Source organism: Streptomyces tendae (genome assembly GCF_008632955.1).
Lineage (GTDB): Bacteria > Actinomycetota > Actinomycetes > Streptomycetales > Streptomycetaceae > Streptomyces.
Map to the genome: position 1 here is coordinate 5022194 of NZ_CP043959.1, position 26294 is coordinate 5048487.

The following is a 26294-nucleotide window of genomic DNA, read 5'->3' on the forward strand; positions in this document are numbered from 1 at the left end:
AGCCTGGAGCTGACCGGCAAGGAGCTGCGCTCGTGACGGCCACCGGGACCTACTCACCGCAGCCGGGCGCGGCGCCGCTGGCCCGCATGATCGGCGCCCAGGCGGTGCTCGAGACGAAGATGCTGCTGCGCAACGGTGAGCAGCTGCTGCTCACCGTGGTCATCCCCACCCTGCTGCTGGTGCTGTTCAGCACCGTGGACGTGGTGGACACCGGTGACGGCGCGGCGGTCGACTTCCTGGCGCCCGGCATCCTGGCGCTCGCCGTGATGTCGACGGCGTTCACCGGGCAGGCCATCGCGACCGGCTTCGAGCGCCGCTACGGCGTGCTGAAGCGGCTCGCCGCGTCGCCGCTGCCGCGCTGGGGCCTGATGACCGCCAAGACGCTGTCGGTGCTGGTCACCGAGGTGCTCCAGGTGGTCCTGGTGACGGTGATCGCGCTGCTGCTCGGCTGGGACCCGCAGGGCAGCGCCCTCGCGGTGGTCGCCCTGTTGATCCTCGGCACGGCGGCCTTCTCCGGGCTCGGGCTGCTGATGGCCGGCACGCTCAAGGCGGAGGCGACCCTCGCCGCCGCCAACCTGGTCTTCCTGCTGCTGCTCGTCGGCGGCGGGGTGGTCGTGCCGCTGGACAAGTTCCCCGACGCGGCGCAGCACGTACTGGGCCTGCTGCCCATCACCGCGCTGTCGGAGGGCCTGCGGGACGTGCTCCAGCACGGGGCCGGGATGCCCTGGGCCGACCTCGGCGTCCTCACCGCGTGGGCGGTCGCGGGGCTCGCGGCGGCCGGCGCGTTCTTCCGCTGGGAGTAGTGCGGGATGCCCGGAACCGACCCTCGTGAAAGTGTGCACAAGCGGCGGCCTACGATGGGACGCGTGCCAAACGTGACCCGCGCCGACGCCCAGGCGGCCCTGCGCAACCCGCTCGCCTTCATCGCCGCCCGCTGGACCCCGGATCCCCGGACCGTCCGCCGCGCGGCCCTCACCGCGCTCGTCATGTCGGTGGTCATCGTGGTCACCGGCGGCGCGGTGCGGCTGACCGGCTCCGGACTGGGCTGCCCGACCTGGCCCAAGTGCACCGACGACTCGCTCACCACGACCAGCGAGATGGGCCTGCACGGCGTCATCGAGTTCGGCAACCGCCTGCTGACCTACGTGCTCTGCGCCGCCGTCGGCTGGGCGATCATCGCCGCGCGTTCGCAGAAGCCGTACCGGCGCAGCCTCACCCGGCTGGGCTGGACGCAGTTCTGGGTCGTCATGGGCAACGCGGTCCTCGGCGGCATCGTGGTGCTGGTCGGCCTGAACCCGTACACGGTCGCGGCGCACTTCCTGCTGTCCTCGGCGCTGATCGCGGTCGCCACGGTGATGTGGCAGCGCACCCGCGAGGGCGACACGGAGCCCCGGCCGCTGGTCGGCAAGGCCGTGCAGCAGCTGGTGTGGTTCCTGGTGGGCGCGTCCGTGCTGCTGATCGCGGCCGGCACGGTGGTCACCGGCGCGGGCCCGCACGCGGGTGACTCCAGCGAGGTCCCGCGGATGCCGCTGGACTGGGAGACGGTCAGCAAGCTGCACGCCGTGCTGGCGTGGATCGTGGTGACGCTGACGTTCGCCCTGTGGTTCGTGCTCAAGGCGGTCGACGCCCCCAGGGGCCCGCTGGCCCGCACCCGCGAACTGTTCCTCGTCCTGCTCGCGCAGGGCCTCATCGGCTACGTGCAGTACTTCACGGACCTGCCCGAGGTTCTGGTGGGCCTGCACATGTTCGGCTCCTGCGTGATGTGGATCTGGGTGCTGCGCGTCCTGCTGTCGCTGCGCGAGCGCCCGGAGGAGACGGCCCCGGCGGCCACGCCCGTGCCCGCTCAGGAACCGGCCACCAGCCCGTCGATCGCCGGCCCCAGGTAGCCCCGGACCAGTTCGGCGCGCCGCTGGATCCACTTCTCGTCGGTGGCCACCGTGCCGCCGTAGCGGCGCGCCCTGATGTCCGCGACGACCTCCTCGGGCGCGCCCAGCGCCGGCAGCACCTCCAGTGCCTCCCGCTTGGAGATCAGGCGGCCCTCCCGGACGGTGACGGTGACGCGTGCGAAGGTCACCATGCCCAGGTCGACCCAGATGTCCCGGGTCCACAGGTCGCTCCGGTCCACGTGCGGCCGCCAGTAGTCACGCTGGTCGCGCAGCACGTACGCGGCGAGTTCGCCGTCCGGCACCGGAGGCAGTACGTCCACGGGCGGCGCCCCGTACAGCACCCGGCCGAAGGTGTGCAGCTCCGTCCGGGTGACCGGGGTGACGGTGCGCCGGAACAGCCGTTCGTGCGCCCAGGTGAGGTGGCGGCGCTCCGCGCCCTCCGTGGTGTCGGGGGTCAGGTACGTGCAGTGGAGGCCGGCCGCGAGCGGTTCGGCGCGCAGCCGGGCGTGCAGGACGGCGAGCCGCCACACTGTGCGCGGGCCGATCGGCGGGGGCAGGACCGCGATCAGGTCCAGGTCGCTGCGGCCCTCCACGTAGTCGCCCCCGGCCAGTGAGCCGTGTGCCCACACGGCGACCGGGGACAGGGGCGCGAGCCCGGTGAGGAAGCGGTCGAGCAGGGCGTCGGTCTGCTGCATCCGCCCAGTCTCCACCCCGGTGCTCCCCCGGGTGGTGCGTTCCGGCCGGTTCACGCCGTGCACCCGGCCCGCGTCTTCCGGTCAGTCGAGGCCGTACACCCGGCTCGCGTTGCCCGAGGCGATCATCGCGGCGACGCGCCGGGCGTCGTCCAGGGACCAGGCGCCCTCGGCCACCCAGGTGCCGAGGATCCGCCCGAGGGCCTCGCGGAACAGGTGGGCGCCGACCACGTGCAGCTCGGGCAGACCGCGGGCACCGCTGGAGAAGAGGATCTTGCCGAAGGGGGCGAGCTCCAGCACCTCCGCGAGGACGGTCGCGGCGCGGGCGCCGGTGCGCACGAGGGCGGCGCCGCAGTCGGCGTAGACGTGCGGGAAGACCCCGGCGAGGTGGGCGGCGTGCCGGTGGTACGGGTAGCCGTGCAGCAGCACGAGGTCGGTGCCGAGCCCCGCGGTGGCCCGGACGAAGTCGGTCAGCAGGACGGGGTCGGTGCGGTCGACGCGCGCGCCCGGGGCGCCGAGTCCGGCGTGCAGCTGGAGGGGCAGACCGGAGGCCACCGCGATCCACAGCAGATGGCGCAGCAGCACCGGGTCGCTCAGCCGGCCCCCCGCGCCGCGCGCGGCCAGCCAGCGTCCGGCGGCGCCGCGCACCTCGCCCGCCTGCGGAGGCTCGGGGCTGAGCGCCAGCCCGTGCCGCAGTCCGGCGACGGAGGTGAAGGCGACCGCGTGCGCGGCGGCGGCGTGGACGGACTCGGCGAGATTGGCCAGGAAGGACTCGACGGTGCCGGAGGTGTCGGCGACCTGTTCGGCGAGCTGCTCCAGGCGGACGATCTCGTGCGCCTCGGCCTCCCCGGCCCGGCCCAGCTCGGCGGGGTCGGTGAGGTCGTCGGACAGGCCGGTGTCGACGAGGTAGGCGGTGATGCCGCTGCCCCGCAGCAGCCGGCGGCCCGCCTCGACGCTGCCCAGCTCACGGCGCCGGGCGAGGTAGCGGGAGGGCGGGCAGTGCGGCTCCAGGCCCAGCAGCGGCGGGCACCAGCGGCGCACGGCGAACCCGGTCTGCGTGTCGAAGAGGGTGGTGCCGGGCGCGGGCGGGCCCTCGGTGCGGGCCAGCTGGGCCTCGAACGTGCCGAGGCCCAGCTCCGTGCGCAGTACGCCGTGGCAGTACTGGTCCACGAGGGACGGCGGGTCGATCATCTCCGGGCTCTCCCCGTGTGGACGCTGTCGCTGCCTACACGTCCTAACGGGTGAACCGGTGAAGAGGTGTTGCCCTGGGGGCGGTCAGTCGTTGGAGGGGCCGCCGACCTGGATGCCCGCCATGCGGCTCCACTCGTACGGGCCGGTCCTCACCTTGGCGGCGAACTCGCCGTCGAACTCCTCGTGCACGGTGATGCCGGCCTTCTCGACGGCCTGCCGCGCGATCTCCATGGACGGGGCGAAGACGTCACCCCAGGCGCCGTCCTCGCCGACGAGGACGATCCGGGCGCCGCGCTGTCCGAGGTATGCCACCTGGCCCTCGGCGCCGCCGTGCTCCTTGGCGAAGCCGCCGATCCGCTTGGCGAGCCGGGCCGCCTTCTGCCCGTCCTTCGGGTCCACCTGCTGCGTGTCTGCCATGACCAGGATGCTACCGACGAGTAGATCGAACGGCGACGGGCGGGGTCCGTGGCCTTGGCCACGTGCCCCGCCCGTCGGCGTGCCAGGGGTGTCTCAGCGCAGGAACGGATCCACAGCGATGGCGACGAAGACCAGCGAGACGTAGGTGATGGACCAGTGGAACAGCCGCATCTCCTTGAGCTTGGCGCCGGTCACCTCGGCCTTGGCGCGGTTCAGCAGCGCGTGCGCCTCCCACAGCCACCAGCCGCCGGCCGCCAGGGCGACCGCGGTGTAGAACCAGCCGGTGTAGCCCATCGGGGTGAGCAGCAGCGACACGCCGACCATCACCCAGCTGTAGAGGACGATCTGCCGGGCGACCGCCTTGTTGCCGGCGACGACCGGCAGCATCGGCACGCCCACGCGGGCGTAGTCCTCCTTCACCTTCATCGACAGCGGCCAGTAGTGCGGCGGCGTCCAGAAGAAGATGACGAGGAAGAGGACGACCGGGGCCCAGGACATCGAGTTGGTGACCGCGGACCAGCCGATCAGCACCGGCATGCAGCCGGCGATGCCGCCCCACACGATGTTCTGCGCGGTGCGCCGCTTGAGGATCATCGTGTAGACGACCACGTAGAAGAGGAGCGCGCCGAGGGAGAGCCAGGCGGACAGCCAGTTGACGGTGAGGCCGAACATCAGTGTCGAGGCGACGGCCAGGGTGATGCCGAAGACCAGCGCCTCACGGGGGCTGACCATGCCGGTCACCAGCGGCCGCTGCGAGGTGCGGTCCATCAGCGCGTCGATGTCGCGATCGATGTACATGTTCAGCGCGTTGGCGCCGCCCGCCGACAGGTAGCCGCCGACACAGGTCAGCAGCACGAGCGTCAGGTCGGGCACGCCCTGCTGCGCCAGGAACATCACCGGGACGGTGGTGATGAGCAGCAGTTCGATGATCCGCGGCTTGGTGAGAGCCACGAAAGCCATCACACGGGCCCCGAACGGCCGATGCGCAGGGCTCTGACTCGTCCCCAGGACCCCCGCCGGGCGGGATTCAACGGCCGTCACGCACACCCCTACAGAGACATCCCAGCAAGCCTCCCCATGTGAAGTGGCGGTAAAGGCTCGCGCGTACCACGCCACTCTAGACGTTGCCCAGACCCGGGCATTCGCGGGGGTCCGGTCGTGTTGGCGAATGCCCTCCGGGGTGCTCTCCGAGGTGCGTTCCCCAGCTCGATTGAGCACGCGGATGAGCGGCTCCGTATTCATCTGCCGAATGCGGAAACTTCCCAGTCAGGAGGCGGATCGCGGGGAGTGCCCGCACTCTGGAATGACCCGGAAAAAGGCACGTCCTACGGGGGTAGGCTCGACCTCGTCGGTGGGTAGTCACCGGCATCCGACATGTGGAGAGGAGCCCTGACTCAGGGTGAGCACAAAGCCGACCACCACAGACCTCGAGTGGACCGAGCTGGACCAGCGGGCCGTCGACACCGCCCGCGTCCTGGCCGCCGATGCCGTACAGAAGGTCGGCAACGGCCATCCGGGTACGGCGATGAGCCTGGCACCAGCCGCGTACACCCTCTTCCAGAAGGTGATGCGGCACGACCCGGCGGACGCCGACTGGGTCGGCCGCGACCGCTTCGTGCTGTCCGCGGGCCACTCGTCCCTGACCCTCTACACCCAGCTGTACCTGGCCGGCTTCGGCCTGGAGCTGGACGACCTGAAGTCCTTCCGCACCTGGGGCTCCAGGACCCCGGGCCACCCGGAGTACGGCCACACCACGGGCGTGGAGACCACGACCGGTCCGCTCGGCCAGGGTGTCGCCAACGCGGTGGGCATGGCGATGGCCGCCCGCTACGAGCGCGGTCTGTTCGACCCGGAGGCACCCGCGGGCGAGTCCCCCTTCGACCACTTCGTCTACTGCATCGCCGGTGACGGCTGCCTCCAGGAGGGCATCTCCGCGGAGGCGTCCTCGCTGGCCGGCCACCAGAAGCTGGGCAACCTGGTCCTGCTGTGGGACGACAACCACATCTCGATCGAGGGCGACACCGAGACGGCCGTCTCGGAGGACACGGTCAAGCGGTACGAGGCCTACGGCTGGCACGTGCAGCGCGTGGCGCCCAAGCCGGACGGCGACCTGGACCCGAACGCGATCTACGACGCGATCCAGGAGGCGAAGAAGGTCACCGACCGCCCGTCCTTCATCGCGATGCGCTCGATCATCGCCTGGCCCGCCCCGAACGCGCAGAACACCGAGGCCGCGCACGGCTCGGCGCTCGGCGATGACGAGGTCGCGGCCACCAAGCGGGTCCTCGGCTTCGACCCGGAGAAGTCCTTCGAGGTCTCCGACGAGGTCATCGGGCACACCCGCAAGGCGCTGGAGCGCGGCCAGGCCGCCCGCGCGGTGTGGGAGAAGTCCTTCCAGCAGTGGCGGGACAACAACCCCGAGCGGGCCGCCGAGTACGACCGCATCGCCGCCGGTGAGCTCCCCAAGGGCTGGCAGGACGCGCTGCCGGTGTTCGAGCCGGGCAAGGGTGTCGCCACCCGCGCCGCCTCCGGCAAGGTGCTGCAGGCGCTCGGCGCGGTGATCCCGGAGCTGTGGGGCGGCTCGGCCGACCTCGCGGGCTCCAACAACACCACGATCGACAAGACGTCGTCGTTCCTCCCGGCGGGCAACCCGCTGCCGGAGGCCGACCCGTACGGCCGCACGATCCACTTCGGCATCCGCGAGCACGCCATGGCCGCGGAGATGAACGGCATCGCGCTGCACGGCAACACACGCATCTACGCCGGCACCTTCCTGGTGTTCTCGGACTACATGCGCAACGCGGTGCGGCTGTCCGCGCTGATGCACCTGCCGGTGACCTACGTGTGGACGCACGACTCCATCGGTCTCGGCGAGGACGGCCCGACCCACCAGCCGGTCGAGCACCTGGCCGCGCTGCGCGCCATCCCGGGCCTGAACGTGGTCCGCCCGGCCGACGCTAACGAAACCGCGATCGCCTGGCGCGAGATCCTCAGGCGCTGGACCAAGGAGTTCGGCAAGGGCGCCCCGCACGGTCTGGCGCTGACCCGCCAGGGCGTGCCGACGTACGAGCCCAACGAGGACGCGGCCCGCGGCGGCTACGTGCTGTTCGAGGCCGAGGGCGGCGAGCCCGAGGTCGTCCTGATCGCCACCGGTTCCGAGGTGCACGTCGCGGTCGAGGCGCGGGAGCGGCTCCAGGCGGACGGCGTGCCGACGCGCGTCGTGTCCATGCCGTCCGTGGAGTGGTTCGAGGAGCAGGACCAGGGGTACCGGGACAGGGTCCTGCCGCCGTCCGTGAAGGCGCGCGTGGCCGTCGAGGCGGGGATCGGCCTCACCTGGCACAGGTTCGTGGGCGACGCCGGCCGCATCGTCTCGCTGGAGCACTTCGGTGCCTCCGCCGACGGCAAGGTGCTGTTCCAGGAGTACGGCTTCACCGCCGAGAACGTGGCCGCCGTCGCGCGGGAATCGATCGCCGCCGCCCGGCGCTGACGCTCATATACGACACGTAGGAGATGGAATTTCCATGACAGACGCACTGAAGCGCCTTTCCGACGAAGGCGTCGCGATCTGGCTGGACGACCTGTCGCGCAAGCGGATCACCTCCGGCAACCTCGCCGAGCTGATCGACCAGCAGCACGTCGTGGGCGTCACCACCAACCCGACGATCTTCCAGAAGGCGATCTCGGAGGGCGACGGGTACGACACGCAGCTCACCGACCTCGCGGCCCGGAAGGTCACCGTCGAGGAAGCCGTCCGGATGATCACCACGGCGGACGTCCGCGACGCCGCCGACATCCTGCGCCCGGTCTTCGACGCCACCGACGGCCAGGACGGCCGGGTCTCGATCGAGGTCGACCCGCGGCTGGCCCACGACACCCGCGCGACGGTCGCCGAGGCCAAGCAGCTCGCCTGGCTGGTGGACCGGCCGAACACGCTGATCAAGATCCCGGCGACCGAGGCGGGCATCCCGGCCATCGCCGAGGTCATCGGCCTGGGCATCAGCGTCAACGTCACGCTGATCTTCTCCCTGGAGCGCTACCGCAAGGTCATGGACGCGTTCCTGACCGGCCTGGAGAAGGCCAAGGCCCGCGGCCTGGACCTGTCGAAGATCCACTCCGTGGCGTCCTTCTTCGTGTCCCGCGTGGACACCGAGATCGACAAGCGGATCGACGCGCTCGGCACCGACGAGGCCAAGGCGCTGCGCGGCAAGGCCGCCATCGCCAACGCGCGCCTGGCCTACCAGGCGTACGAGGAGGTCTTCTCCACCGACCGCTGGGCGGCGCTGGAGCGCGAGGGCGCCAACAAGCAGCGTCCGCTGTGGGCCTCGACCGGTGTGAAGGACAAGGCGTACAAGGCCACCATGTACGTCGACGAACTGGTGGCGCCGAACACGGTGAACACCATGCCGGAGGCGACGCTGTTCGCCACCGAGGAGAAGGGCGAGATCCGGGGCAACGCCGTCGCGGGCACGTACGAGCAGGCGCGCGCCGACCTCGACGCGGTCGAGGCGCTCGGCATCGCGTACGACGAGGTGGTGCGGCTTCTCGAGGACGAGGGCGTCGACAAGTTCGAGGCGTCCTGGAACGACCTGCTGAAGTCGACCGAGGCGGAGCTCCAGCGCCTCGCCCCCTCGGAGGGCTGAGACCTTGTCGAGCAGCAATCCGCTGCGTGACCCGGCGGACCGACGGCTCCCGCGTATCGCGGGGCCGTCGGGCCTGGTCATCTTCGGCGTCACGGGTGACCTGTCACGCAAGAAGCTGATGCCGGCCGTGTACGACCTCGCCAACCGGGGGCTGCTGCCGCCGGGCTTCTCGCTGGTGGGCTTCGCCCGCCGCGAATGGGCGAACGAGGACTTCGCGCAGGAGGTCCACGACGCGGTCAAGGAGCACGCCCGCACCCCCTTCCGTGAGGAGGTCTGGCAGCAGCTCATCCAGGGCATGCGTTTCGTGCAGGGCACCTTCGACGACGACGAGTCCTTCGAGCGGCTGCGGGGCACGATCGAGGAACTGGACAAGGCGCAGGGCACGGGCGGCAACTTCGCCTTCTACCTGTCCGTGCCGCCGCGGTCCTTCCCGGTGGTCATCCAGCAGCTGAAGAAGCACGGGCTGGCCGACCAGACGGACGGTTCCTGGCGGCGCGCGGTCATCGAGAAGCCGTTCGGACACGACCTGAGGTCGGCCGAGGAGCTGAACGCGATCGTCCACGAGGTGTTCGCCCCGGACCAGGTGTTCCGGATCGACCACTACCTGGGCAAGGAGACCGTCCAGAACATCCTGGCGCTGCGCTTCGCCAACCAGATGTTCGAGCCGATCTGGAACCGGTCCTTCGTGGACCACGTGCAGATCACCATGGCCGAGGACATCGGCATCGGCGGCCGGGCCGGCTACTACGACGGCATCGGCGCCGCCCGCGACGTCATCCAGAACCACCTGCTCCAGCTGCTGGCCCTCACCGCCATGGAGGAGCCCGCCTCCTTCGACGCGGACGCGCTGGCCGCGGAGAAGACCAAGGTGCTCGGCGCCGTGCGGCTGCCGAAGGACCTGGGCCGCGACACCGTGCGCGGCCAGTACGCGGCCGGCTGGCAGGGCGGCGCGAAGGTCATCGGGTACCTGGAGGAGGAAGGCATCGACCGGTCCTCCAAGACCGACACCTACGCAGCGATCAAGGTGGGCATCGACAACCGCCGCTGGGCGGGCGTGCCCTTCTACCTGCGCACCGGCAAGCGCCTGGGCCGCCGGGTCACCGAGATCGCTGTCGTCTTCCAGCGGGCGCCGCACTCCCCTTCGACACCTCGGCCACCGAGGAGCTCGGCCAGAACGCCATCGTGATCCGCGTCCAGCCGGACGAGGGCGTCACGGTGCGGTTCGGCTCCAAGGTGCCCGGCACGTCGATGGAGATCCGGGACGTGTCGATGGACTTCGCGTACGGCGAGTCCTTCACCGAGTCCAGCCCGGAGGCGTACGAACGGCTGATCCTCGACGTGCTGCTCGGCGACTCCAACCTCTTCCCGCGCACGGAGGAGGTCGAGCTGTCCTGGAAGATCCTCGACCCGATCGAGGAGTACTGGGACACCAACGGCACGCCGGCGCAGTACCCGGCCGGCACCTGGGGCCCCGTCGAGGCGGACCACATGCTCGAGCGAGACGGACGGAGCTGGCGCCGGCCATGAAGACAGACCTCACGGACACCACGGCCAGCAAGATCAACAAGGCGCTGGTGAAGGCCCGGCGGGCCATCGGCACGCCGGCCGTCGGCATGGTGCTGACGCTGGTCATCGTGACGGACGAGGAGAACGCCTACGACGCGCTGAAGGCGGCCGGCGACGCCTCGCGCGAGCACCCCTCGCGCACGCTGGTCGTCATCAAGCGGGTCTCCCGCTCGCCCCGGGACCGGACGCAGTCGCGGCTGGACGCCGAGGTGCGGGTCGGCGCGGACGCCGGCACCGGCGAGACGGTGGTGCTCCGCCTGCACGGCGAGGTCGTCGACCACGCCCAGTCGGTGGTGCTGCCGCTGCTGCTGCCGGACGCCCCGGTGGTGGTGTGGTGGCCGGTGAACGCGCCGCTGGACCCGGCGAACGACCCGTTGGGCGCGCTGGCCCAGCGCCGGGTGACCGACACCTACGCCTGCGAGCAGCCGGTGAAGGAGCTCGCCGCCCGCGCCGACGCCTACACCCCGGGCGACACGGACCTGTCGTGGACCCGCATCACGCCGTGGCGTTCCATGCTGGCCGCCGCGCTGGACCAGGTCGCCTGCGAGGTGCAGGGCGTCGAGGTGGAGGGCGAGGAGTTCAACCCGAGCTGCGAGCTGCTGGCGATGTGGCTCGCGGACCGGCTGGACGTCCCCGTCCGGCGCACCCGTTCGGCAGGCCCGGGTCTCACGGCGGTCCGCATGGACACCGACTGCGGCCCGATCGTGCTGGACCGCGCCGACGGTTCGCTGGCCACGCTGGCCATCCAGGGCCAGCCCCGGCGGGCGGTGGCGCTCAAGCGCCGGGACACCGCGGAGCTGATCGCGGAGGAGCTGCGCCGGCTGGACCCGGACGACACCTACGCGTCCGCCCTGCGCTACGGCGTGGAGCGGCTGAAGCAGGGCAACGGCGGTGACGCGCCGGCCAAAGGAGAACGGCAGGCCGTCCCGGCTCCCGTCGAGTCGGTTGCGAAAGGTCCCGCGGCCGAGGCGACCGCGGAGGCACCGGTGAAGAGGGCGGCGGTCAAGTGAGTACGGCACCCCAGCTGGTCGTCCACCGGGACAAGGAGCTGATGGCGCAGGCCGCGGCGGCCCGGCTGATCACCCGGATCGTGGACGCGCAGGCCTCCCGGGGCGAGGCGTCGGTGGTGCTGACCGGCGGGCGCAACGGCAACGGCCTGCTGGCGGCGCTGGCCGCCGCCCCGGCCCGGGACGCGATCGACTGGCCGCGCCTGGACCTGTGGTGGGGCGACGAGCGGTTCCTGCCCGAGGGCGACCCGGACCGCAACGTCACGCAGGCCCGTGAGGCACTGCTGGACGCGGTGCCGCTGGACCCGAAGCGCGTGCACGCCATGCCCGCGTCGGACGGTCCGCACGGCTCGGACGTGGAGGCGGCGGCCGACGCCTACGCGCGGGAGCTGGCCGCGGCGGCGGGCCCGGAGGACCACGGCGCGGTGCCGGCCTTCGACGTGCTGATGCTGGGCGTGGGTCCGGACACGCACGTGGCGTCCCTGTTCCCCGAACTGCCCGCGGTCCGCGAGACGGAGCGCACGGTGGTCGGCGTCCACGGCGCCCCCAAGCCCCCGCCGACGCGGGTCACGCTCACCCTGCCGGCGATCCGCGCGGCCCGTGAGGTGTGGCTCCTGGCGGCGGGCGAGGACAAGGCGGAGGCGGCGGCCATCGCTCTCTCGGGCGCGGGCGAGATCCAGGCCCCGGCAGCAGGCGCCCACGGCCGCGCCCGCACCCTGTGGCTCCTGGACGCACCGGCGGCATCCCAGCTCCCGAGGACGCTGTACCCGCCGGCGACGGCGTGACCGGCCCGTCCGGCGTTCGAGGACGAGGCCCGAAGGGCCGTAGGGGGCCGGGGGCGCGGTCCCAGGGACGGGAAGGGGGCGGAGGGGGCGAAAGCCCTCCCCGCCCCACCCCCTACTTCACGGACCCCGCCATGACCCCCTGCACGAAGTGCCGCTGGAACGCGAAGAACACGACCACCGGCACCACCAGCGACAGGAACGCCCCCGGCGCCAGCACATCCACATTGCTGCCGAACTGCCGGATCTGCGACTGCAGTTCCACCGTCAAGGGCTGCGACGAGCTGTCCGCGAACAGCAGCGCGACCAGCATGTCGTTCCACACCCACAGGAACTGGAAGATGGCGAGGCTGGCGATGGCCGGCCGCCCCACCGGCAGCACCAGCCGGGTGAAGATCCGCCACTCGCTGCCGCCGTCCATCCGGGCGGCCTCCAGCATCTCCTTCGGCATCTCGGCGAAGTAGTTCCGCAGCAGGAACACCGCGAACGGCAGCCCGTACGCCACGTGGAACAGCACCACACCCGGGATGGTCCCGAACAGGCCCAGCTGGCCGAAGAGTTTGGCGACCGGCAGCAGTCCGATCTGCACGGGGACCACCAGCAGCGCCACCACGCCCAGGAACACCGCGTCCCGGCCCGGGAACTCCAGCCAGGCGAAGGCGTACCCGGCGAGCGCGGCGACGACCACGACGAGCACGGTGGTCGGCACCGAGATCAGCACGGTGTTCCAGAACGCCTGGGTCATGCCGGAGTTCTCCAGCAGCGCCGAGTAGTTGTCGAAGGACAGCTGCCCGGGGCTGGTGAGGACGGTCCACCAGCCTCCCTTCGCGGTGTCCTCCGCCGATCGCAGCGAGGACAGGAACAGCCCGGCCAGCGGGGTGATCCACACCAGCCCGATCACCACAAGGAAGGCCTGCACCACCGCGCTGCTCAGGCCGCGACGGATCGCGTTCATCGCTGACTCCTCTTGAAGCGGCGGACGTTGAACACCATGGCCGGGACCACCAGGAGCAGCAGCAGGACGCCGAGCGCGCTGCCCAGGCCCTGGTTGTTGCCGCCGCCGAAGGACACCAGCCACATCTGCGTCGCCAGTACGGTCGCGTCCTCCTGCACCGGGCCGGGCGCGATGATGTAGACGAGGTCGAAGACCTTCATCACGTTGATCACCAGCGTCACGAAGACGACGGTCAGCACCGGTGCGAGCAGCGGGACGGTGATCCGCCGGAAGATCTGCCACTCGCCTGCGCCGTCCATCCGCGCCGCCTCCAGCGCGTCCCGGGGCAGGGTGGAGAGGCCGGCCCCGATCAGCACCATCGCGAACCCGGTCCAGATCCACAGGTACGCCCCGATGATCGCCGGGGTGACCAGCGCCGGGCCGAGCCAGGAGATGCCGTCGTAGGGCGGCGCGAAGTTGGCCGAGGGCAGCCTCAGCGCGTAGGAGCCGTCGTCGAGTCCGGTGAAGCGGAAGGAGCCGTCGGCCGCGGTGGTGGTGCTCGCGACCGTCTTCCCGTCGCGCACCGCTTCGACGGTCACCCCGGGCAGTCCGCTCTCGTCCGGGTCGACCGCTCCCTGCCGCCCTCCTCCGCCGGGCGTGAAGTCGAGGTAGACCACTCCGCGCACCTCGTCGGGGCCGGCCGTGTCCGACGCGGCGCGCGACGCGGGTTCCGCCCCGCCCGGCAGGTCCTTGGGGGCGACGCCGACAAGGCCGAGCGCCGCCGTGCCCCCGGGTGAGACGTCCGCGGCGGTGACGTACGAACCGTCCGGTTCCCTGGTGAGTCCCTGGTCGTCGCGCGCGCGGGCGGTCGGGTAGGAGGAGCTGCCCTTGAAGGCGTCGTGGACGGAGACGACGGCCGCGTCGAGGACGCCCTTGTCGGGGTCCTCGTCGTAGGCGAGGCGGAAGATGATGCCGGCGGCGAGGAAGGAGACCGCCATCGGCATGAACAGCAGGAGTTTGAAGGCGGTGGCCCAGCGCACCTTCTCGACCAGGACGGCCAGGATCAGGCCGAGTCCGGTGAGCAGGGTCGGGGCCACGACGACCCAGATGGCGGTGTTGCGGACGGCCTTGAGGGTGGTCGGGTCGCGGAACATCTCGGCGTAGTTCTCGCCGCCCACGAACTCGGTGCCGGAGGCGTCGAAGAAACTGCGGCCGACGGAGAACAGCACCGGGTAGACCACCAGCGCGCCCAGCAGGAGCAGCGCGGGGAGCGCGAACAGCAGGGCGACGATCCGCCCTCGCCGGCGCAGGCGCCGCCCGCGCGCGCCGTCGGGGCGCGCGGGGGCGGGCGGGGTCGCCTCTTTCAGGAGTGTGGCGGTCATGGCCGTCAGTTCCCGTAGGCCTTGGCGGCGGCCTTCTCCAGCTCGGCCGCGGTCTTCGCCGGGTCGGAGGGGTCGCGCAGGAAGTCCTGGAGGATCTTCCACTCGCCGGCGCCCTTGGTGCCGCCGAAGGCCGCGGGGGCCTGGTCGGACATGTCGAAGCGGACGGAGTCGCCGGCGGCGATCAGGGACTCGGCGGTGGCGCGGGTGACGTCGTCGCCGTAGGAGGACAGGTCGAGCTTCTTGTTCGGGGAGAGGAAGCCGCCGGTCCCGGCCCACACCGCGGCGGCCTCGGGGCTCGCCAGGTACTCCACGAGTGCCATGCCGGCCTCGCTGTTCTTGCCGTCCTTGAGGACGACGGCCGCGTCGCCGCCGCTGACGACGGGGGCCTCGCCGGCGCCGACCGGCGGGAACGGGAAGAAGTTCGCGTCGGTGCCGATGGTCCTGCCGAACTGGTCCTTGGCGACCCCGGCGACGAAGTCGCCCTCGTAGACCATGGCGGCCTCGGCCTTCGGGCCGAAGACCTTCTCCACCGAGCCGGGGAAGTCGGTGTTGAGGGCCGCCTTCTGGCCGCCCGCGACGAGCTGCTTGTCCTTGAACAGCGTGCCGAGGGTGGTGAGCGCGTCGACCACTGTCGGGTCGGTCCACTTGATCTCGTGCGCGGCGAGGGCGTCGTACTTCTCGGGTCCTGCCTGGGAGAGGTAGACGTTCTCGAACCAGTCGGTCAGGGTCCAGCCGTCCTGGCCGGCGACGGAGAAGGCGGCGAGTCCGGAGTCGGAGATCGTCCGGCCGTTCTTCAACATCTCGTCGTAGGTCTTGGGCTCCGCGACGCCGGCCTGTTCGAGCGCCTCGGGGCTGTACCAGACGGTCGACTTGTGGGCGGCCTTGAAGTAGAGACCGTACAGGGTGCTGTCGACGGTGCCGTAGTTCTGCCACACCTCGGCGAAGTTGGCGCCGACGGCGGACTGCACCTTCTTGTCCAGCGGCTTCAGCCAGCCCTTCTCGGCGAACTGCTTGAGCACGCCGACCTGCGGGACCATCACGACGTCGGGGGCGTTGCCGCCTTCGATCTTGCTGCCGACGACGGTGGAGACGTTGTCGCCGGTGGAGACGAACTGGGTCTTGGCGCCGGTCTTCTCGGTGAAGGCGTCCAGCACCTTCTGGAAGTTTTTCTGCTCGCTGCCGGACCAGACGCCGGCCACGGTGACGGTCTGGCCGTCGAGCGACTTGTCGCCGCCGCCGGCGGTGACGGGGTCGCCGCTTCCGCAGGCGGTCGCGCCGAGCGCGAGGACGAGGGCGGTGCATCCGGTGAGCAGGGTGGTACGTCGTCGCATCATCATCGATGTCCCTTCGGAGGTACGGGAGGTGACCGGGCGTGCTTCTCAGGAGCCGTCGATCCACCAGGCGGCGGTGGAGCCGGGCAGTTCTCCGGGCGGGCAGGGTCCGCTGGCGAGCAGCGGGGTGCCGGGGACCGGAGCGGGTACGGGGGCGGTGCCGAAGTTGACGGCGCAGACGAGGTCGTCGCCGCGGGTGAAGGCGAGGACGCCGGGCTGGGTCTCCAGCCAGCGCAATGAGCCCTCGCCCAACTGGTGCAGGGCGGAGCGCAGTTGCAGGCCGTCGCGGTACAGGTGCCAGGAGGAGCGGGTGTCGGCGAGGGCGCGGTGGGTGGCGTACTCGGCGAAGTACTCGGGCTGCGGCAGCCACGGCTTGGCGCTCTCGGTGCCGGAGGTGAAGCCGAACGGCGAGGCCTGGCCGGACCAGGGCAGCGGCACCCGGCAGCCGTCCCGTATGCGGGCGCGGCTGCCGGTGCGGCGGAAGATCGGGTCGGTGAGCACGTCGTCGGGCAGGTCGACGACCTCCGGCAGCCCCAGCTCCTCGCCCTGGTAGATGTAGGCGGCGCCGGGCAGCGCCAGCATCAGCAGCGCGGCGGCACGGGCGCGGGCGGCGCCGAGTCCGCTGCCCTCGGCGGGCTCCCCGTAGCGGGTGACGGTGCGCACCTGGTCGTGGTTGTTGAGGACCCAGGTGACGGTGGAGCCGGTCCCGGCGATGTCCTGCATGGCCTCGGAGACGACCTTGCGGAAGGCGTCGGCGTCCCAGGGCGCGCCGAGCAGGTCGAAGAAGAAGGCCTGGTGCAGCTCGTCCGGGCGGACGTACTTGGCGTGTTCGCGGGCGGAGGGCACGGAGACCTCGCCGACCAGGAGGCGTTCGCGGCCGTCGCGGGCGGTGTACTCCTCGCAGACCGCGCGCCAGTGCCGCCACACGCCGTGCACCTCGGGCTGGTTCCAGGCGAGCGGGTTGACCGAGTCGCGGGTGCGGGCGTCGGCCTCCGGGTCCGGGGAGTCGGGCAGGTCCGGGTGCTTGAACAGGCCGGCGGCGACGTCGATACGGAAGCCGTCGACGCCCCGGTCGAGCCAGAAGCGCAGGGTGCGGTCGAACTCGGCGGCGACGGCGGGCTCGCGCCAGTTCCAGTCCGGCTGTTCGGGCGTGAACATGTGCAGGTACCACTGGCCGGGGCGGCCGTCGGGCTCGGTGACGCGGGTCCAGGCGGGGCCGCCGAACATGGCGTGCCAGTTGTTGGGCGGCTCGCCGCCGTCGGGGCCCCGGCCGTCGGCGAAGTGGAAGCGGGCGCGCTCGGGGCAGCCGGGTGCGGCGGCGAGGGCCTCACGGAACCACGGGTGCTCGCTGGAGCAGTGGTTGGGGACGATGTCCAGCAGGACCCGGATGCCGAGGCGGTGGGCGGCGGCCACCAGCCGGTCGAACTCGGCGAGGTCGCCGAAGACCGGGTCGACGTCGCGGTAGTCGGCCACGTCGTAGCCGTGGTCGTGCTGCGGCGAGGGGTAGAACGGGCTGAGCCAGATCCCGTCCACGCCGAGCTTCCTCAGGTACGGCAGTCCCGCCCTGACCCCCGCGAGATCGCCGATGCCGTCACCGGTGCTGTCCAGGAAGCTGCGGACGTACACCTGATAGATCACCGCGTCACGCCACCAGTGATGCCTGTTCACCCCATGGACCTGTCTGTGAGGAGCGCTGCTGCTTGTTATGCATGCATGTTAGGTAGCGGTGAACAGCGGGTGTCAATGAACTCGTGCAAGCTACCGGGAGATTACGAGGTGCAGGCCGGGGCAAGCTGGGGCATCTCGGGCGCGACTGAGATGCTGGCGTTACCTAACAAGTAACTAGAAAGCCGTCAGCGGGAGGAGACGGCGGCGAGCTCGGCCGCCAGCCGGCGCACCGCGGCCCCGGGCGTCTGCCGCCCGGTCATCGCGTCGTGCACCACCGCCTGCACCACCAGGCTCACCTGGTCGTAGTGCGGGCTCTTGGGCCGCGGGGCGGCGGCCAGCACGCTCTCCCGCAGACTCGGCAGGTACGGGAACCTGCGCACCACTTCCTGGTCGTCGTACAGGGCGGCCCGCACGGGCGGCAGCGCGCCGCGGGTGAGCACCTGGCGCTGCACCCGCTCGCTGGTGAGGTAGGCGATCAGCCGGGCGGCGGAGTCGGGGTGCCGGGCGTGGCTGCTCATGGCCAGGTTGGACCCGCCAAGCACACTGGTCCCGGGGCCGTCCGGTCCCGGCAGGGGCACGGCGCCGACCTTCCCCGCGACCTTCGAGCCCGGCGCGGAGGCGGCGACGTAGGCGTAGGGCCAGTTGCGCAGGAAGAGCAGCCGGCCGTCCTGGAAGGCCTGCTTGGACTCCTCCTCCTTGTACGCCAGCGCCTCCCGGGGGATCCAGCCCTCGCGGACGCCCCGGGCGAGGAAGCCGATGCCCTTGCGGGCCGCACGGGAGTCCACGGTGACGCGTTCGCCCTCGTCGCCGAGGATGGTGCCGCCCGCCGAGTAGACGGCCTCGGCCGCGTTCACGGTGAGACCCTCGTACGGCAGGAACTGGCCGGCGTAGCCGTCGAGGCCGTGTGCGGGGGCGAGGGTCTTCGCGGCCCGCTCCAGTTCGGCCCAGCTGCGCGGCGGCGGGACGCCCGCGTCGGCGAGGACGTCCTTGCGGTACAGCAGCAGCCCGGCGTTGGTGACGTACGGGACGGCGTACAGCCGGTCGTCGTAGGTGGCCGTGTCGACGACCCGGGGCAGGAAGGTGTCCAGCGGGAAGCGGCCGCGGGGCAGCGGGCGGATCCAGCCGGCGGCGGCGAACTCCGAGGTCCAGCTGACGTCGATGTTCAGCACGTCGAAGCGGCCCCGCTCACCGCCGCGCAGATCGGTGATCATCTGCGCCCGGGTCTCGTCGGCGGAGTCGGGCAGTTCGACGAGGGTGACCTCCTCGCCGGGATGGGTGCGGTTCCAGCCGTCGAGGACCGAGCCGAGATAGCCGGTGAGGTCCCCCGCCGTTGCGAGGGTGAGCGGTCCGCGCCCGTCGCCCGGACCCTCGTCGGCACGCGCCCCGGAGGCGACGTAACCGGTCAGAACGACGATCAGGACGAGAAGGCCCCTACCCGCGGCATGGATCCACCGCATAGGTTCCTCCCTGTACACCGGCACCCGGGCACCCTTGCCGGGGTCAGAGGCCATGTATACCCGTTAGGTATGGGCGATACTAGGTCCTGCGGCACATTACCCAGGAGCGCGAGGAGGAGAGCACGAGTGCGGCTGCCCCTCCTGGCGCTGCTCGCCCGCGGCCCGGCGCACGGTTACGAGCTCAAGCAGGACCTTGAGCAACTGCTGGGCTCCGCGTACCCTCAGCCGAACGTCGGCCAGATCTACGTCACTCTCGGCCGCCTCGAGAAGACGGGGCTGATCGAGGGCGAGGCCATCGAGCAGTCGAGCCGGCCGAACAAGAAGGTCTACCACCTCACCGAGGCCGGGCACGAGGCGCTGCGCGCCTGGTACGAGGAGACGGCGGACGAACCCCGGGTGCGGGACGAGTTCTTCATGAAGCTGGCCCTGGCCCCGCAGACCGGTCTCGCCGACCAGATCGCCCTCATCAACAGGCAGCGGCGCCAGTATCTGAACACCATGCGGCAGTTGTCGAAGCTGGCGGCCGCCGAGGACCGGGACAACCGCATCTCCCATCTGCTGATCGAGGGCGCGATGCTGCACCTGCAGGCCGATCTCGACTGGCTGGAGCGGTGTCAGGAAGAGCTGGAGGAGCTTCAGTGAGCGAGAGCGACGCTCCCGTGCTGCGCGCCGAAGGCCTGGTCAAGACGCACCACGGCGAGGGCGCCCCGGCGCACGCCGTGCGTGGCGTCGACCTGCGGGTCACCCGGGGCGAGTTCGTGGCGATCACCGGTCCCTCGGGGGCGGGCAAGTCGACGCTGCTGCATCTGCTGGGCGGGCTGCAGCGGCCCGACGCGGGCGGCATCCGGCTGGACGGCGAGTGCACCGACGGCTGGAGCGAGGCCCGCTGGGCGGTCGAGCGGCGCCGGCGGATCGGCATCGTCTTCCAGTTCTTCAACCTTGTCTCCGACCTGTCCGTGGCGGACAACGTGGAACTGCCCGCGCTGCTCGCCGGGATGCCGCCGAGGAAGGCCCGCACCGCACGCGCGGAGCTGCTCGCCGAGCTGGGCCTCACGGGCAAGGAGCGGAGCATGCCGGGCGAGCTGTCCGGGGGTGAGCAGCAGCGGGTCGCCCTGGCCCGGGCGCTGGTCAACCACCCGCCGCTGCTGCTGGCCGACGAGCCCGCGGGCAGCCTGGACAGCAAGGGAACCCGCGAGGTGATGCGGCTGCTGTCCCGCTTCCACCAGCGCGGGCAGACGATCCTGCTGGTCACGCACGACGCCCGGCTGGCGAGCGCCGCGGACCGGGTGATCTCCTTCTTCGACGGCCGGATAGCCGACGACGCCGAACTCGACGCCGGTCCCCCGCCGCGCCGGGCCGGTACGTCGGGCGTGCTGGAGCTCAGGGACTGACATGGGCGTCACGACCGGCCCGCGAGGATCTGCTCCGCGCGTCACCACCGGACCGCGAGGCACTGCCCCGCGCGTCCACGACCGACCCGCGAGGGGCTGAGACCGGTGCGAGCGACTCTGCGCTGGGCGCACTCCGATCTGCGCACGCACCGCGGCGAGGCCCTGTTCCTGGTGCTCGCCACCGCCGGCGTCGTGGTCTCCCTGCTGCTGGCCACGGCCCTGTTCGGGTACGCCGTCAACCCCTGGCAGCGAGTCTTCACCCAGGCGCACGGCGCCCACGTCACCCTGCACACCACCGACTCAGCCGACGCGTCCAGGCTGGCCGGCCTGGACGGGGTGCGGTCCGTCGCGGGCCCCTACCCCACGGCCTCGCTCACCCTGGCCTCGCAGGGCGGCCGGGCCTCCGTCGAGATGCGCGGCACCGCGGACCGGCCCGAGGTGGGCCGGCCCCTCGTCGTCTCCGGGCGCTGGCTGGACCCGGCGACGCCCGACGGGGTGGTGCTGGAGAGCGGCCTCGCCCGCGCACTGCTGACCGCCCCCGGCGACACCCTCACCGTGCCGGGCACCGCGCGCCGGCTGACCGTGGTGGGTGTGGCGGACAGCGCCGAACCGCGTTTCAGGCCGGGTGAGCGGGCGGGGCTGGTGTGGGCGCTGCCGTCCACGGTGCCCGAGCCGGACGGGCAGGTGATCGGGCTGCGGCTGGCCGATCCGGGCGACACAGGGTACGCCGTGCAGCGGGCGGTGACCGCGCTGGGCGCCGGGGCGATCGGCGAGGTGGCGACCTGGCAGCAGGCGCGCGCCGAGGCGCAGGGCGACAACCGGCTGCTCGGGCAGGTGCTGGGCCTGTTCGGGCTGGGCGCGCTGGTCGCCGCCGGGCTCGCCGTGCACGGGGCGATCAGCACGCGCATCCGGGGGCATCTTCGGGACATCTCCGTCCTCAAGGCGATCGGCTTCACGCCCGGCCAGGTGGTGCGCGTTTTCCTCATCCAGCACCTGGGTTACGCCCTGCTCGGTGCGGTGGCCGCCGCCGCGCTCACCGAGGCCCTCGGCGGCGCGGTGCCGGGGCGGCTCGGGGACGCGGTGGACGTGTGGCAGGGGCTGCCCGGGCACACCGTCGCGCTGTTCGTCGTACCGGTGGGGGCGGTGCTGTTCATCGGCGCGACCACCGGGCTGGCCGCCTGGCGGGCGGGCCGGGTCCCGCCGGTCCCGGTGCCGCGCCCGGCGGCGGCGCCGGCCGGCCGGCTGACCGGTGTGGCGCGCCGGGCGCTGGGGGCGCGGGTGCCTCCGGCGCTGGTGCTGGGCTGGCACAAGGCGTTCACCCGGCGGCCGCGGTCGCTGGGCGCGGTGGGCAGGCTGGCGCTGCCGCTGCTGCTGATCGTGGTGGCGCTGAGCGCGTGGACGACGATCGACCGCTTCCACAGCGCCCCCGAGCGGGTGGGGCTTCCCGCCGCGCTGAGCGTCCGCGCCGACGCCTCGCTGGACGACGGGGAGGTGCGGGCCCTGCTGGAGAGCGATCCGGGGGTCACCGCCGCCCACCCCGGTGTGGAGGTGGCCGCGCTGGTGCCCGGCCAGACCGCCACGATCGCCCTGCGCGGGTTCGGCACCCACGAGGAGCCGTATCCGTTCTCGGTGGCCGAGGGCCGGGCGGCGCGCGGCCCGGACGAGGCGGTGGCCGGGCAGGGGCTGCTCGACCTGCTGCACGTCCGGGTGGGCGACTGGGTGCGGATGACCGTCGGGGACCGGCCGCAGATCCTGCACATCGTGGGCCGGAGCATCGAGCCGGAGAACGCCGGCCGGGTCATCTCCACCTCGCTCGACACCCTGCGCGCCAACGACCCGGACATGCGGCCGAGCCTCTACCAGCTGCGTCTTGAGCCGGGCTCGGACCCGGCGGAGGTGGCGGCGCGGCTCGCGTCGGAGGGCCGCGGTCATCTGGACGTGCACACCGTGGCCAACCCGGCCGACGGGCTGTCCCCGCTGCGCGCGGTGGTCCTCGGGCTGGTCGTGGTGCTGGCCCTGATCGGACTGGTCGAACTGCTGACGGCGATCGGCGGCACCGTCCGCGAGGGAGAGCGCGACCTGCTGGCGCTGAAGGCGGTCGGCCTGTCCCCCCGGCAGATCACCGCCGTCACGGTCACCGCCACCGCCGGTACGGCCCTGGCGGCGGTGGTCCTCGCCACCGCGCTGGGGCTGCCGCTGGCGCACTGGCTGATCGACGCCCAGGGCCGGTCGAGCGGCATCGGCGCGGGGATCGTCCAGCTGCCCTCCCCCGCGCTGCTGGTGCTGCTCGGTACGGCCGCCGTCCTGGGCGCCGCCGCCCTCGCCGCACTCCCGGCCGCCCGCGCGGCCCGCCGCCGCCTCGCGGACACGCTGAGCGCGGCTGCCTGAGCCAGGGGGCCGGACGACCGCGGGAGGCGGACGGCGCGCCGCCGTCCGCCTCCCGGGTGCTCAGTTCCGGCCGCGCAGTTCCCGGTAGGCGGCGACCAGCGCCGTGGTGGACGGGTCGAGGCCGGGGACGTCGGCGCCCTCGCTGAGGGCGGGCTCGACGCGCTTGGCGAGCACCTTGCCGAGTTCGACGCCCCACTGGTCGAAGGAGTCGATGTTCCACACGGCGCCCTGCACGAACACCTTGTGCTCGTACAGCGCGATCAGCTGGCCCAGCACCGAGGGGGTCAGCTCGGTCGCCAGGATCGTGGTGGTGGGGTGGTTGCCGCGGAAGGTCTTGTGCGGGACCAGTTCCTCGGGCACGCCCTCGCCGCGTACCTCGTCCGGGGTCTTGCCGAAGGCCAGCGCCTGCGTCTGGGCGAAGAAGTTGGCCATCAGCAGGTCGTGCTGGGCGGCGAGCCCTTCGCTCAGCTCGTCCACGGGCTCGGCGAAGCCGATGAAGTCGGCGGGGACCAGCTTGGTGCCCTGGTGGATCAACTGGTAGTAGGCGTGCTGCCCGTTGGTGCCGGGCGTACCCCAGACCACGGGGCCGGTCTGCCAGTCGATCTCGTGTCCGTCCCGGCCGACGTACTTGCCGTTGGACTCCATGTCGAGCTGCTGGAGGTAGGCGGTGAACTTCGACAGGTAGTGCGAGTACGGCAGCACCGCGTGCGACTGCGCGTCGTGGAAGTTGTTGTACCAGATCCCCAACAGGCCGAGGATCAAAGGTGCGTTGGCCTCCGCGGGGCGGTGCGGAAGTGTTCGTCGACGATCCGGAACCCGTCCAGCATCTCCCGGAACCGGTCAGGACCGATCGCGATCATCAACGACAGGCCGATCGCCGAGTCGAAGGAGTACCGCCCGCCGACCCAGTCCCAGAACTCGAACATGTTCGCCGTGTCGATCCCGAACCCGGCGACCTTCTCCGCGTTCGTCGACAGGGCGACGAAGTGCCGCGCCACCGCCTTCTCGTCCCCGCCCAGACCGTCCAGCAGCCAGCCACGGGCGGAGGTGGCGTTGGTGACCGTCTCGATCGTGGTGAACGTCTTCGACGCCACGACGAACAGCGTCTCCGCCGGGTCCAGGTCGCGGACCGCCTCGTGCAGGTCCGCGCCGTCCACGTTGGAGACGAACCGGAACGTCAGCTCCCGCGCGGTGAACGCGCGCAGCGCCTCGTACGCCATCGCGGGACCGAGGTCCGAGCCGCCGATGCCGATGTTGACGACGTTGCGGATACGCCGGCCGGTGTGGCCGGTCCACTCGCCCGAACGGACCCGGTCCGCGAAGCCGGCCATCCGGTCCAGCACCGCGTGCACGGCCGGGACCACGTTCTCCCCGTCGACCTCGATCACCGCGTCCCGCGGCGCCCGCAGCGCCGTGTGCAGCACCGCCCGGTCCTCGGTGGTGTTGATCCGCTCCCCGCGGAACATCGCGTCCCGCAGCCCGGACACATCGGCGGCCACCGCCAGTTCACGCAGCAGCCGCAGCGTCTCGTCGGTCACAAGATGCTTGGAGTAGTCGACGTACAGGTCACCGACGCGGAGGGTGTATCCGGTGGCGCGGCCCGGATCGGCGGCGAACAGCTCGCGCAGCCGCACCTCGCCGAGCTCCTCGCGGTGCTTGGCCAGTGCGGTCCACTCGGGCGTCTGGTTGAGCCTGGTACGGCCGTCTGCGTTCATCTCGGACGTGAGCCTTCTTCCTTTGTGTATCCCCGCTGTGCCGGCTGGTCCCAACCTAATTGATCAGCCGTGAGGAGGACGGAAGGAGTCCGGAGTGCGAACCGGCCGGACGGCGGGCGTGCGCGCGCCCGTCCGTCAGGTGTCAGATCTCGCCCCGCAGCTTGGCGAGCGCCTCGGCGAGGATCGCCTCGCCGTCCGCGTCACTGCGCCGCTCCCGCACGTAGGCGAGGTGCGTCTTGTAGGGCTCGGTGCGCGGCGGGTCCGGCGGGTTGTCGCGGTCCTGCCCCGCCGGGAATCCGCAGCGCGGGCAGTCCCAGGTGTCGGGCACCTGCGCGTCGCTGGCGAAGCTGGGCTGTGTCTCGTGTCCGTTGGAGCACCAGAAGGAGATGCGCAGCCGGGGCGCGGACTCGCCCCGCTCGGCCTCGCCCATCGGCCCCGCCCCGACCCGGCTTCCCCGGATCGCGTTGCCACTTGCCACGGTCGTAACTCCCTGCGTAATGGTGCCGCGAAGCGAGTCGGCGTACCGCTTCGCTGCGAGCGCCTCAGTCTACGTAAGGCCCAACGCGCGTCCAGTCATAGGAGTTACCTGTCTCCCCATCCAGACGCAAGCCCCATGATAGGCCGCGCTCAGCTGCGCGTACCCAACATGGGGCGTTACGTGGGGAATGCGGGCGGATCGCGCTTCCGGGATCAGTTGTTGAGCTTCATCGTGATGCCGAGCACCACGATGCAGGTGAACCACAGCAGACCGATCACGACGGTGATCCGGTCGAGGTTGCGCTCGGCGACCGAGGAGCCGCCGACGGAGGACTGCATGCCACCACCGAACATGTCGGAGAGGCCGCCGCCCTTCCCCTTGTGCATCAGCACCAGCAGCATCAGCAGCAGGCTGAAGACGATCAGGGCGATGGAGAACCCCAGAACCACGGCTGGACCAACTTCCTCGGAAACGGATGGACGACACGGGGCCCAGCACAGGACTGGACCCCGCAAGAGTACGACGGATCGGCCCCGCGGCCTACTCCCGTCCCGCGGGTGCGCCCGCGGACGGGCGCACCCGGCGGCTCACTGGTCGCGGAACCGGATGATCTTGACGAATTCGTCCGCGTCCAGCGAGGCACCGCCGATCAGGGCGCCGTCGATGTCGGCCTGCGCCATGATCTCGGCGACGTTGCCGGACTTCACGGAGCCGCCGTACTGGATGCGGACCTTGTCGGCCAGCTCCTGGGAGTACAGCTCGGCGAGCTTGCCGCGGATCGCCGCGCAGACCTCCTGGGCGTCCTCGGCACCGCAGACCTTGCCGGTGCCGATGGCCCACACCGGCTCGTAGGCGATCACGACGGACTCGGCCTGCTCGGCCGGGAGGTCCTTCAGACCGCCTTCGACCTGGGCCAGGGTGTGGCTGACGTGGTTGCCCGCCTCGCGGACCTCCAGTTCCTCGCCGACGCACAGGATGGGGGTGATGCCGTGCTTGTAGGCGGCCTTCACCTTGGCGTTCACGATCTCGTCGGTCTCGGCGTGGTACTGGCGGCGCTCGGAGTGGCCGACGGCCACGTAGGTGCACTTCAGCTTGGCCAGCATCGGGCCGGAGATCTCGCCGGTGTAGGCACCGCCGTCGTGCGCCGAGATGTCCTGGGCGCCGTACTTGATCTTCAGCTTGTCGCCGTCGACCAGGGTCTGCACGGAGCGCAGGTCGGTGAACGGCGGCAGGACGGCGACCTCGACGGCGTCGTAGTCCTTGTCGGCCAGGGCGAAGGCGAGCTTCTGGACGTGGGCGATGGCCTCGAGGTGGTTGAGGTTCATCTTCCAGTTGCCCGCCATCAGCGGCGTACGGGTGGTCATTGAGG

21 protein-coding genes and 2 pseudogenes are annotated in these 26294 nt (G+C 71.7%); 10 read left to right on the plus strand and 13 right to left on the minus strand.

Translation table 11 applies throughout. The features are described 5' to 3' along the window. Positions 1-32: 32 nt before the first annotated feature. Positions 33-803, plus strand: coding sequence for an ABC transporter permease (locus tag F3L20_RS23170; protein ID WP_150155996.1), 771 nt, complete (start codon positions 33-35; stop codon positions 801-803). A gap of 54 nt (positions 804-857) precedes the next feature. After that, on the plus strand, positions 858-1886 hold the full coding sequence (locus F3L20_RS23175) for a COX15/CtaA family protein (RefSeq protein ID WP_186567878.1): 1029 nt from the start codon (positions 858-860) through the stop codon (positions 1884-1886). Here F3L20_RS23175 and F3L20_RS23180 read toward each other — a convergent pair. The 4 genes from F3L20_RS23180 to F3L20_RS23195 form a co-directional block, all read right to left on the minus strand. Then, positions 1844-2581: a nucleotidyltransferase domain-containing protein gene (locus F3L20_RS23180; RefSeq protein ID WP_150155997.1), complete on the minus strand. Its 738-nt coding sequence runs from the start codon at positions 2579-2581 to the stop codon at positions 1844-1846. The two genes, F3L20_RS23175 and F3L20_RS23180, sit on opposite strands and share 43 nt — an antisense overlap. Positions 2582-2662: 81 nt before the next feature. Further along, complete coding sequence (locus F3L20_RS23185; RefSeq protein WP_150155998.1) at positions 2663-3769, minus strand: amidohydrolase family protein; 1107 nt, start codon at positions 3767-3769, stop codon at positions 2663-2665. A gap of 84 nt (positions 3770-3853) precedes the next feature. After that, on the minus strand, positions 3854-4186 hold the full coding sequence (locus F3L20_RS23190) for a hypothetical protein (protein ID WP_167534587.1): 333 nt from the start codon (positions 4184-4186) through the stop codon (positions 3854-3856). Between the two features lie 93 nt (positions 4187-4279). Further along, a complete protein-coding gene (locus F3L20_RS23195) occupies positions 4280-5233 on the minus strand; it encodes a heme o synthase (protein WP_167534588.1) in 954 nt (317 codons plus the stop codon). Positions 5234-5585: 352 nt separating this feature from the next. Between F3L20_RS23195 and tkt the strand changes: the two genes are divergently transcribed. The 5 genes and pseudogenes from tkt to pgl all read left to right on the plus strand — a co-directional run bounded on the left by tkt (position 5586) and on the right by pgl (position 12184). Next, positions 5586-7673 (plus strand): transketolase, encoded by a 2088-nt coding sequence (tkt, locus tag F3L20_RS23205; protein WP_150156000.1) that lies wholly within the window; start codon positions 5586-5588, stop codon positions 7671-7673. A gap of 34 nt (positions 7674-7707) precedes the next feature. Beyond that, on the plus strand, positions 7708-8826 hold the full coding sequence (gene tal, locus F3L20_RS23210) for a transaldolase (RefSeq protein ID WP_150156001.1): 1119 nt from the start codon (positions 7708-7710) through the stop codon (positions 8824-8826). Positions 8827-8830: 4 nt separating this feature from the next. Next, positions 8831-10353 (plus strand): annotated as a pseudogene (gene zwf / locus F3L20_RS23215) (glucose-6-phosphate dehydrogenase). After that, complete coding sequence (opcA, locus tag F3L20_RS23220; RefSeq protein WP_150156002.1) at positions 10350-11402, plus strand: glucose-6-phosphate dehydrogenase assembly protein OpcA; 1053 nt, start codon at positions 10350-10352, stop codon at positions 11400-11402. Before zwf ends, opcA begins: the two are co-directional and overlap by 4 nt. Continuing rightward, positions 11399-12184 carry a 6-phosphogluconolactonase gene (pgl, locus tag F3L20_RS23225; RefSeq protein ID WP_150156003.1) on the plus strand — a complete coding sequence of 262 codons (786 nt, stop codon included), beginning with the start codon at positions 11399-11401 and terminating at the stop codon, positions 12182-12184. Before opcA ends, pgl begins: the two co-directional genes overlap by 4 nt. Before the next feature lie 112 nt (positions 12185-12296). Here the strand turns inward: pgl and F3L20_RS23230 are convergent, their stop codons facing one another. The 5 genes from F3L20_RS23230 to F3L20_RS23250 all read right to left on the minus strand — a co-directional run bounded on the left by F3L20_RS23230 (position 12297) and on the right by F3L20_RS23250 (position 18953). Next, positions 12297-13136, minus strand: coding sequence for a carbohydrate ABC transporter permease (locus tag F3L20_RS23230; RefSeq protein WP_145825168.1), 840 nt, complete (start codon positions 13134-13136; stop codon positions 12297-12299). Beyond that, positions 13133-14497 carry an ABC transporter permease subunit gene (locus tag F3L20_RS23235; protein WP_150156004.1) on the minus strand — a complete coding sequence of 455 codons (1365 nt, stop codon included), beginning with the start codon at positions 14495-14497 and terminating at the stop codon, positions 13133-13135. The genes F3L20_RS23230 and F3L20_RS23235 overlap by 4 nt, the downstream gene beginning before the upstream one ends. 5 nt (positions 14498-14502) lie before the next feature. Then, the gene (locus F3L20_RS23240; protein ID WP_150156005.1) at positions 14503-15831 is read right to left on the minus strand and encodes an ABC transporter substrate-binding protein; all 1329 of its coding nucleotides are present in this window, start codon (positions 15829-15831) and stop codon (positions 14503-14505) included. Positions 15832-15876: 45 nt separating this feature from the next. Beyond that, positions 15877-17496 (minus strand): glycoside hydrolase family 13 protein, encoded by a 1620-nt coding sequence (locus tag F3L20_RS23245; RefSeq protein ID WP_150156006.1) that lies wholly within the window; start codon positions 17494-17496, stop codon positions 15877-15879. A gap of 185 nt (positions 17497-17681) precedes the next feature. Next, a complete protein-coding gene (locus F3L20_RS23250; RefSeq protein ID WP_150156007.1) occupies positions 17682-18953 on the minus strand; it encodes an ABC transporter substrate-binding protein in 1272 nt (423 codons plus the stop codon). A gap of 126 nt (positions 18954-19079) precedes the next feature. Here F3L20_RS23250 and F3L20_RS23255 point away from each other — a divergent pair, with 126 nt between their 5' ends. The 3 genes from F3L20_RS23255 to F3L20_RS23265 all read left to right on the plus strand — a co-directional run bounded on the left by F3L20_RS23255 (position 19080) and on the right by F3L20_RS23265 (position 22732). Beyond that, a complete protein-coding gene (locus tag F3L20_RS23255; RefSeq protein WP_024887280.1) occupies positions 19080-19595 on the plus strand; it encodes a PadR family transcriptional regulator in 516 nt (171 codons plus the stop codon). After that, positions 19592-20344 carry an ABC transporter ATP-binding protein gene (locus F3L20_RS23260; RefSeq protein ID WP_150156008.1) on the plus strand — a complete coding sequence of 251 codons (753 nt, stop codon included), beginning with the start codon at positions 19592-19594 and terminating at the stop codon, positions 20342-20344. Before F3L20_RS23255 ends, F3L20_RS23260 begins: the two co-directional genes overlap by 4 nt. Before the next feature lie 105 nt (positions 20345-20449). Continuing rightward, positions 20450-22732 (plus strand): FtsX-like permease family protein, encoded by a 2283-nt coding sequence (locus F3L20_RS23265; RefSeq protein WP_150156009.1) that lies wholly within the window; start codon positions 20450-20452, stop codon positions 22730-22732. A gap of 60 nt (positions 22733-22792) precedes the next feature. Here the strand turns inward: F3L20_RS23265 and pgi are convergent. The 4 genes and pseudogenes from pgi to tpiA all read right to left on the minus strand — a co-directional run bounded on the left by pgi (position 22793) and on the right by tpiA (position 26289). Continuing rightward, positions 22793-24447 (minus strand): annotated as a pseudogene (gene pgi, locus F3L20_RS23270) (glucose-6-phosphate isomerase). 142 nt (positions 24448-24589) lie between these two features. Then, positions 24590-24925, minus strand: coding sequence for an RNA polymerase-binding protein RbpA (locus F3L20_RS23275; protein WP_003957010.1), 336 nt, complete (start codon positions 24923-24925; stop codon positions 24590-24592). Between the two features lie 212 nt (positions 24926-25137). Further along, positions 25138-25374, minus strand: coding sequence for a preprotein translocase subunit SecG (gene secG, locus F3L20_RS23280; RefSeq protein ID WP_024882419.1), 237 nt, complete (start codon positions 25372-25374; stop codon positions 25138-25140). A gap of 138 nt (positions 25375-25512) precedes the next feature. Beyond that, positions 25513-26289, minus strand: a complete 777-nt coding sequence (gene tpiA, locus F3L20_RS23285; RefSeq protein WP_150156010.1) for a triose-phosphate isomerase — start codon at positions 26287-26289, stop codon at positions 25513-25515. Between the last annotated feature and the right edge of the window lie 5 nt (positions 26290-26294).

Bases quoted from the DNA above. Each gene is read 5' to 3' on its own strand.
- F3L20_RS23175 (WP_186567878.1), top strand. From the start codon at position 858: ATGGGACGCGTGCCAAACGTGACCCGCGCCGACGCCCAGGCGGCCCTG.
- F3L20_RS23180 (WP_150155997.1), bottom strand. From the start codon at position 2,581: ATGCAGCAGACCGACGCCCTGCTCGACCGCTTCCTCACCGGGCTCGCG.
- F3L20_RS23185 (WP_150155998.1), bottom strand. From the start codon at position 3,769: ATGATCGACCCGCCGTCCCTCGTGGACCAGTACTGCCACGGCGTACTG.
- F3L20_RS23190 (WP_167534587.1), bottom strand. From the start codon at position 4,186: ATGGCAGACACGCAGCAGGTGGACCCGAAGGACGGGCAGAAGGCGGCC.
- tal (WP_150156001.1), top strand. From the start codon at position 7,708: ATGACAGACGCACTGAAGCGCCTTTCCGACGAAGGCGTCGCGATCTGG.
- opcA (WP_150156002.1), top strand. From the start codon at position 10,350: ATGAAGACAGACCTCACGGACACCACGGCCAGCAAGATCAACAAGGCG.
- F3L20_RS23230 (WP_145825168.1), bottom strand. From the start codon at position 13,136: ATGAACGCGATCCGTCGCGGCCTGAGCAGCGCGGTGGTGCAGGCCTTC.
- F3L20_RS23235 (WP_150156004.1), bottom strand. From the start codon at position 14,497: ATGACCGCCACACTCCTGAAAGAGGCGACCCCGCCCGCCCCCGCGCGC.
- F3L20_RS23240 (WP_150156005.1), bottom strand. From the start codon at position 15,831: ATGATGCGACGACGTACCACCCTGCTCACCGGATGCACCGCCCTCGTC.
- F3L20_RS23250 (WP_150156007.1), bottom strand. From the start codon at position 18,953: ATGCGGTGGATCCATGCCGCGGGTAGGGGCCTTCTCGTCCTGATCGTC.
- tpiA (WP_150156010.1), bottom strand. From the start codon at position 26,289: ATGACCACCCGTACGCCGCTGATGGCGGGCAACTGGAAGATGAACCTC.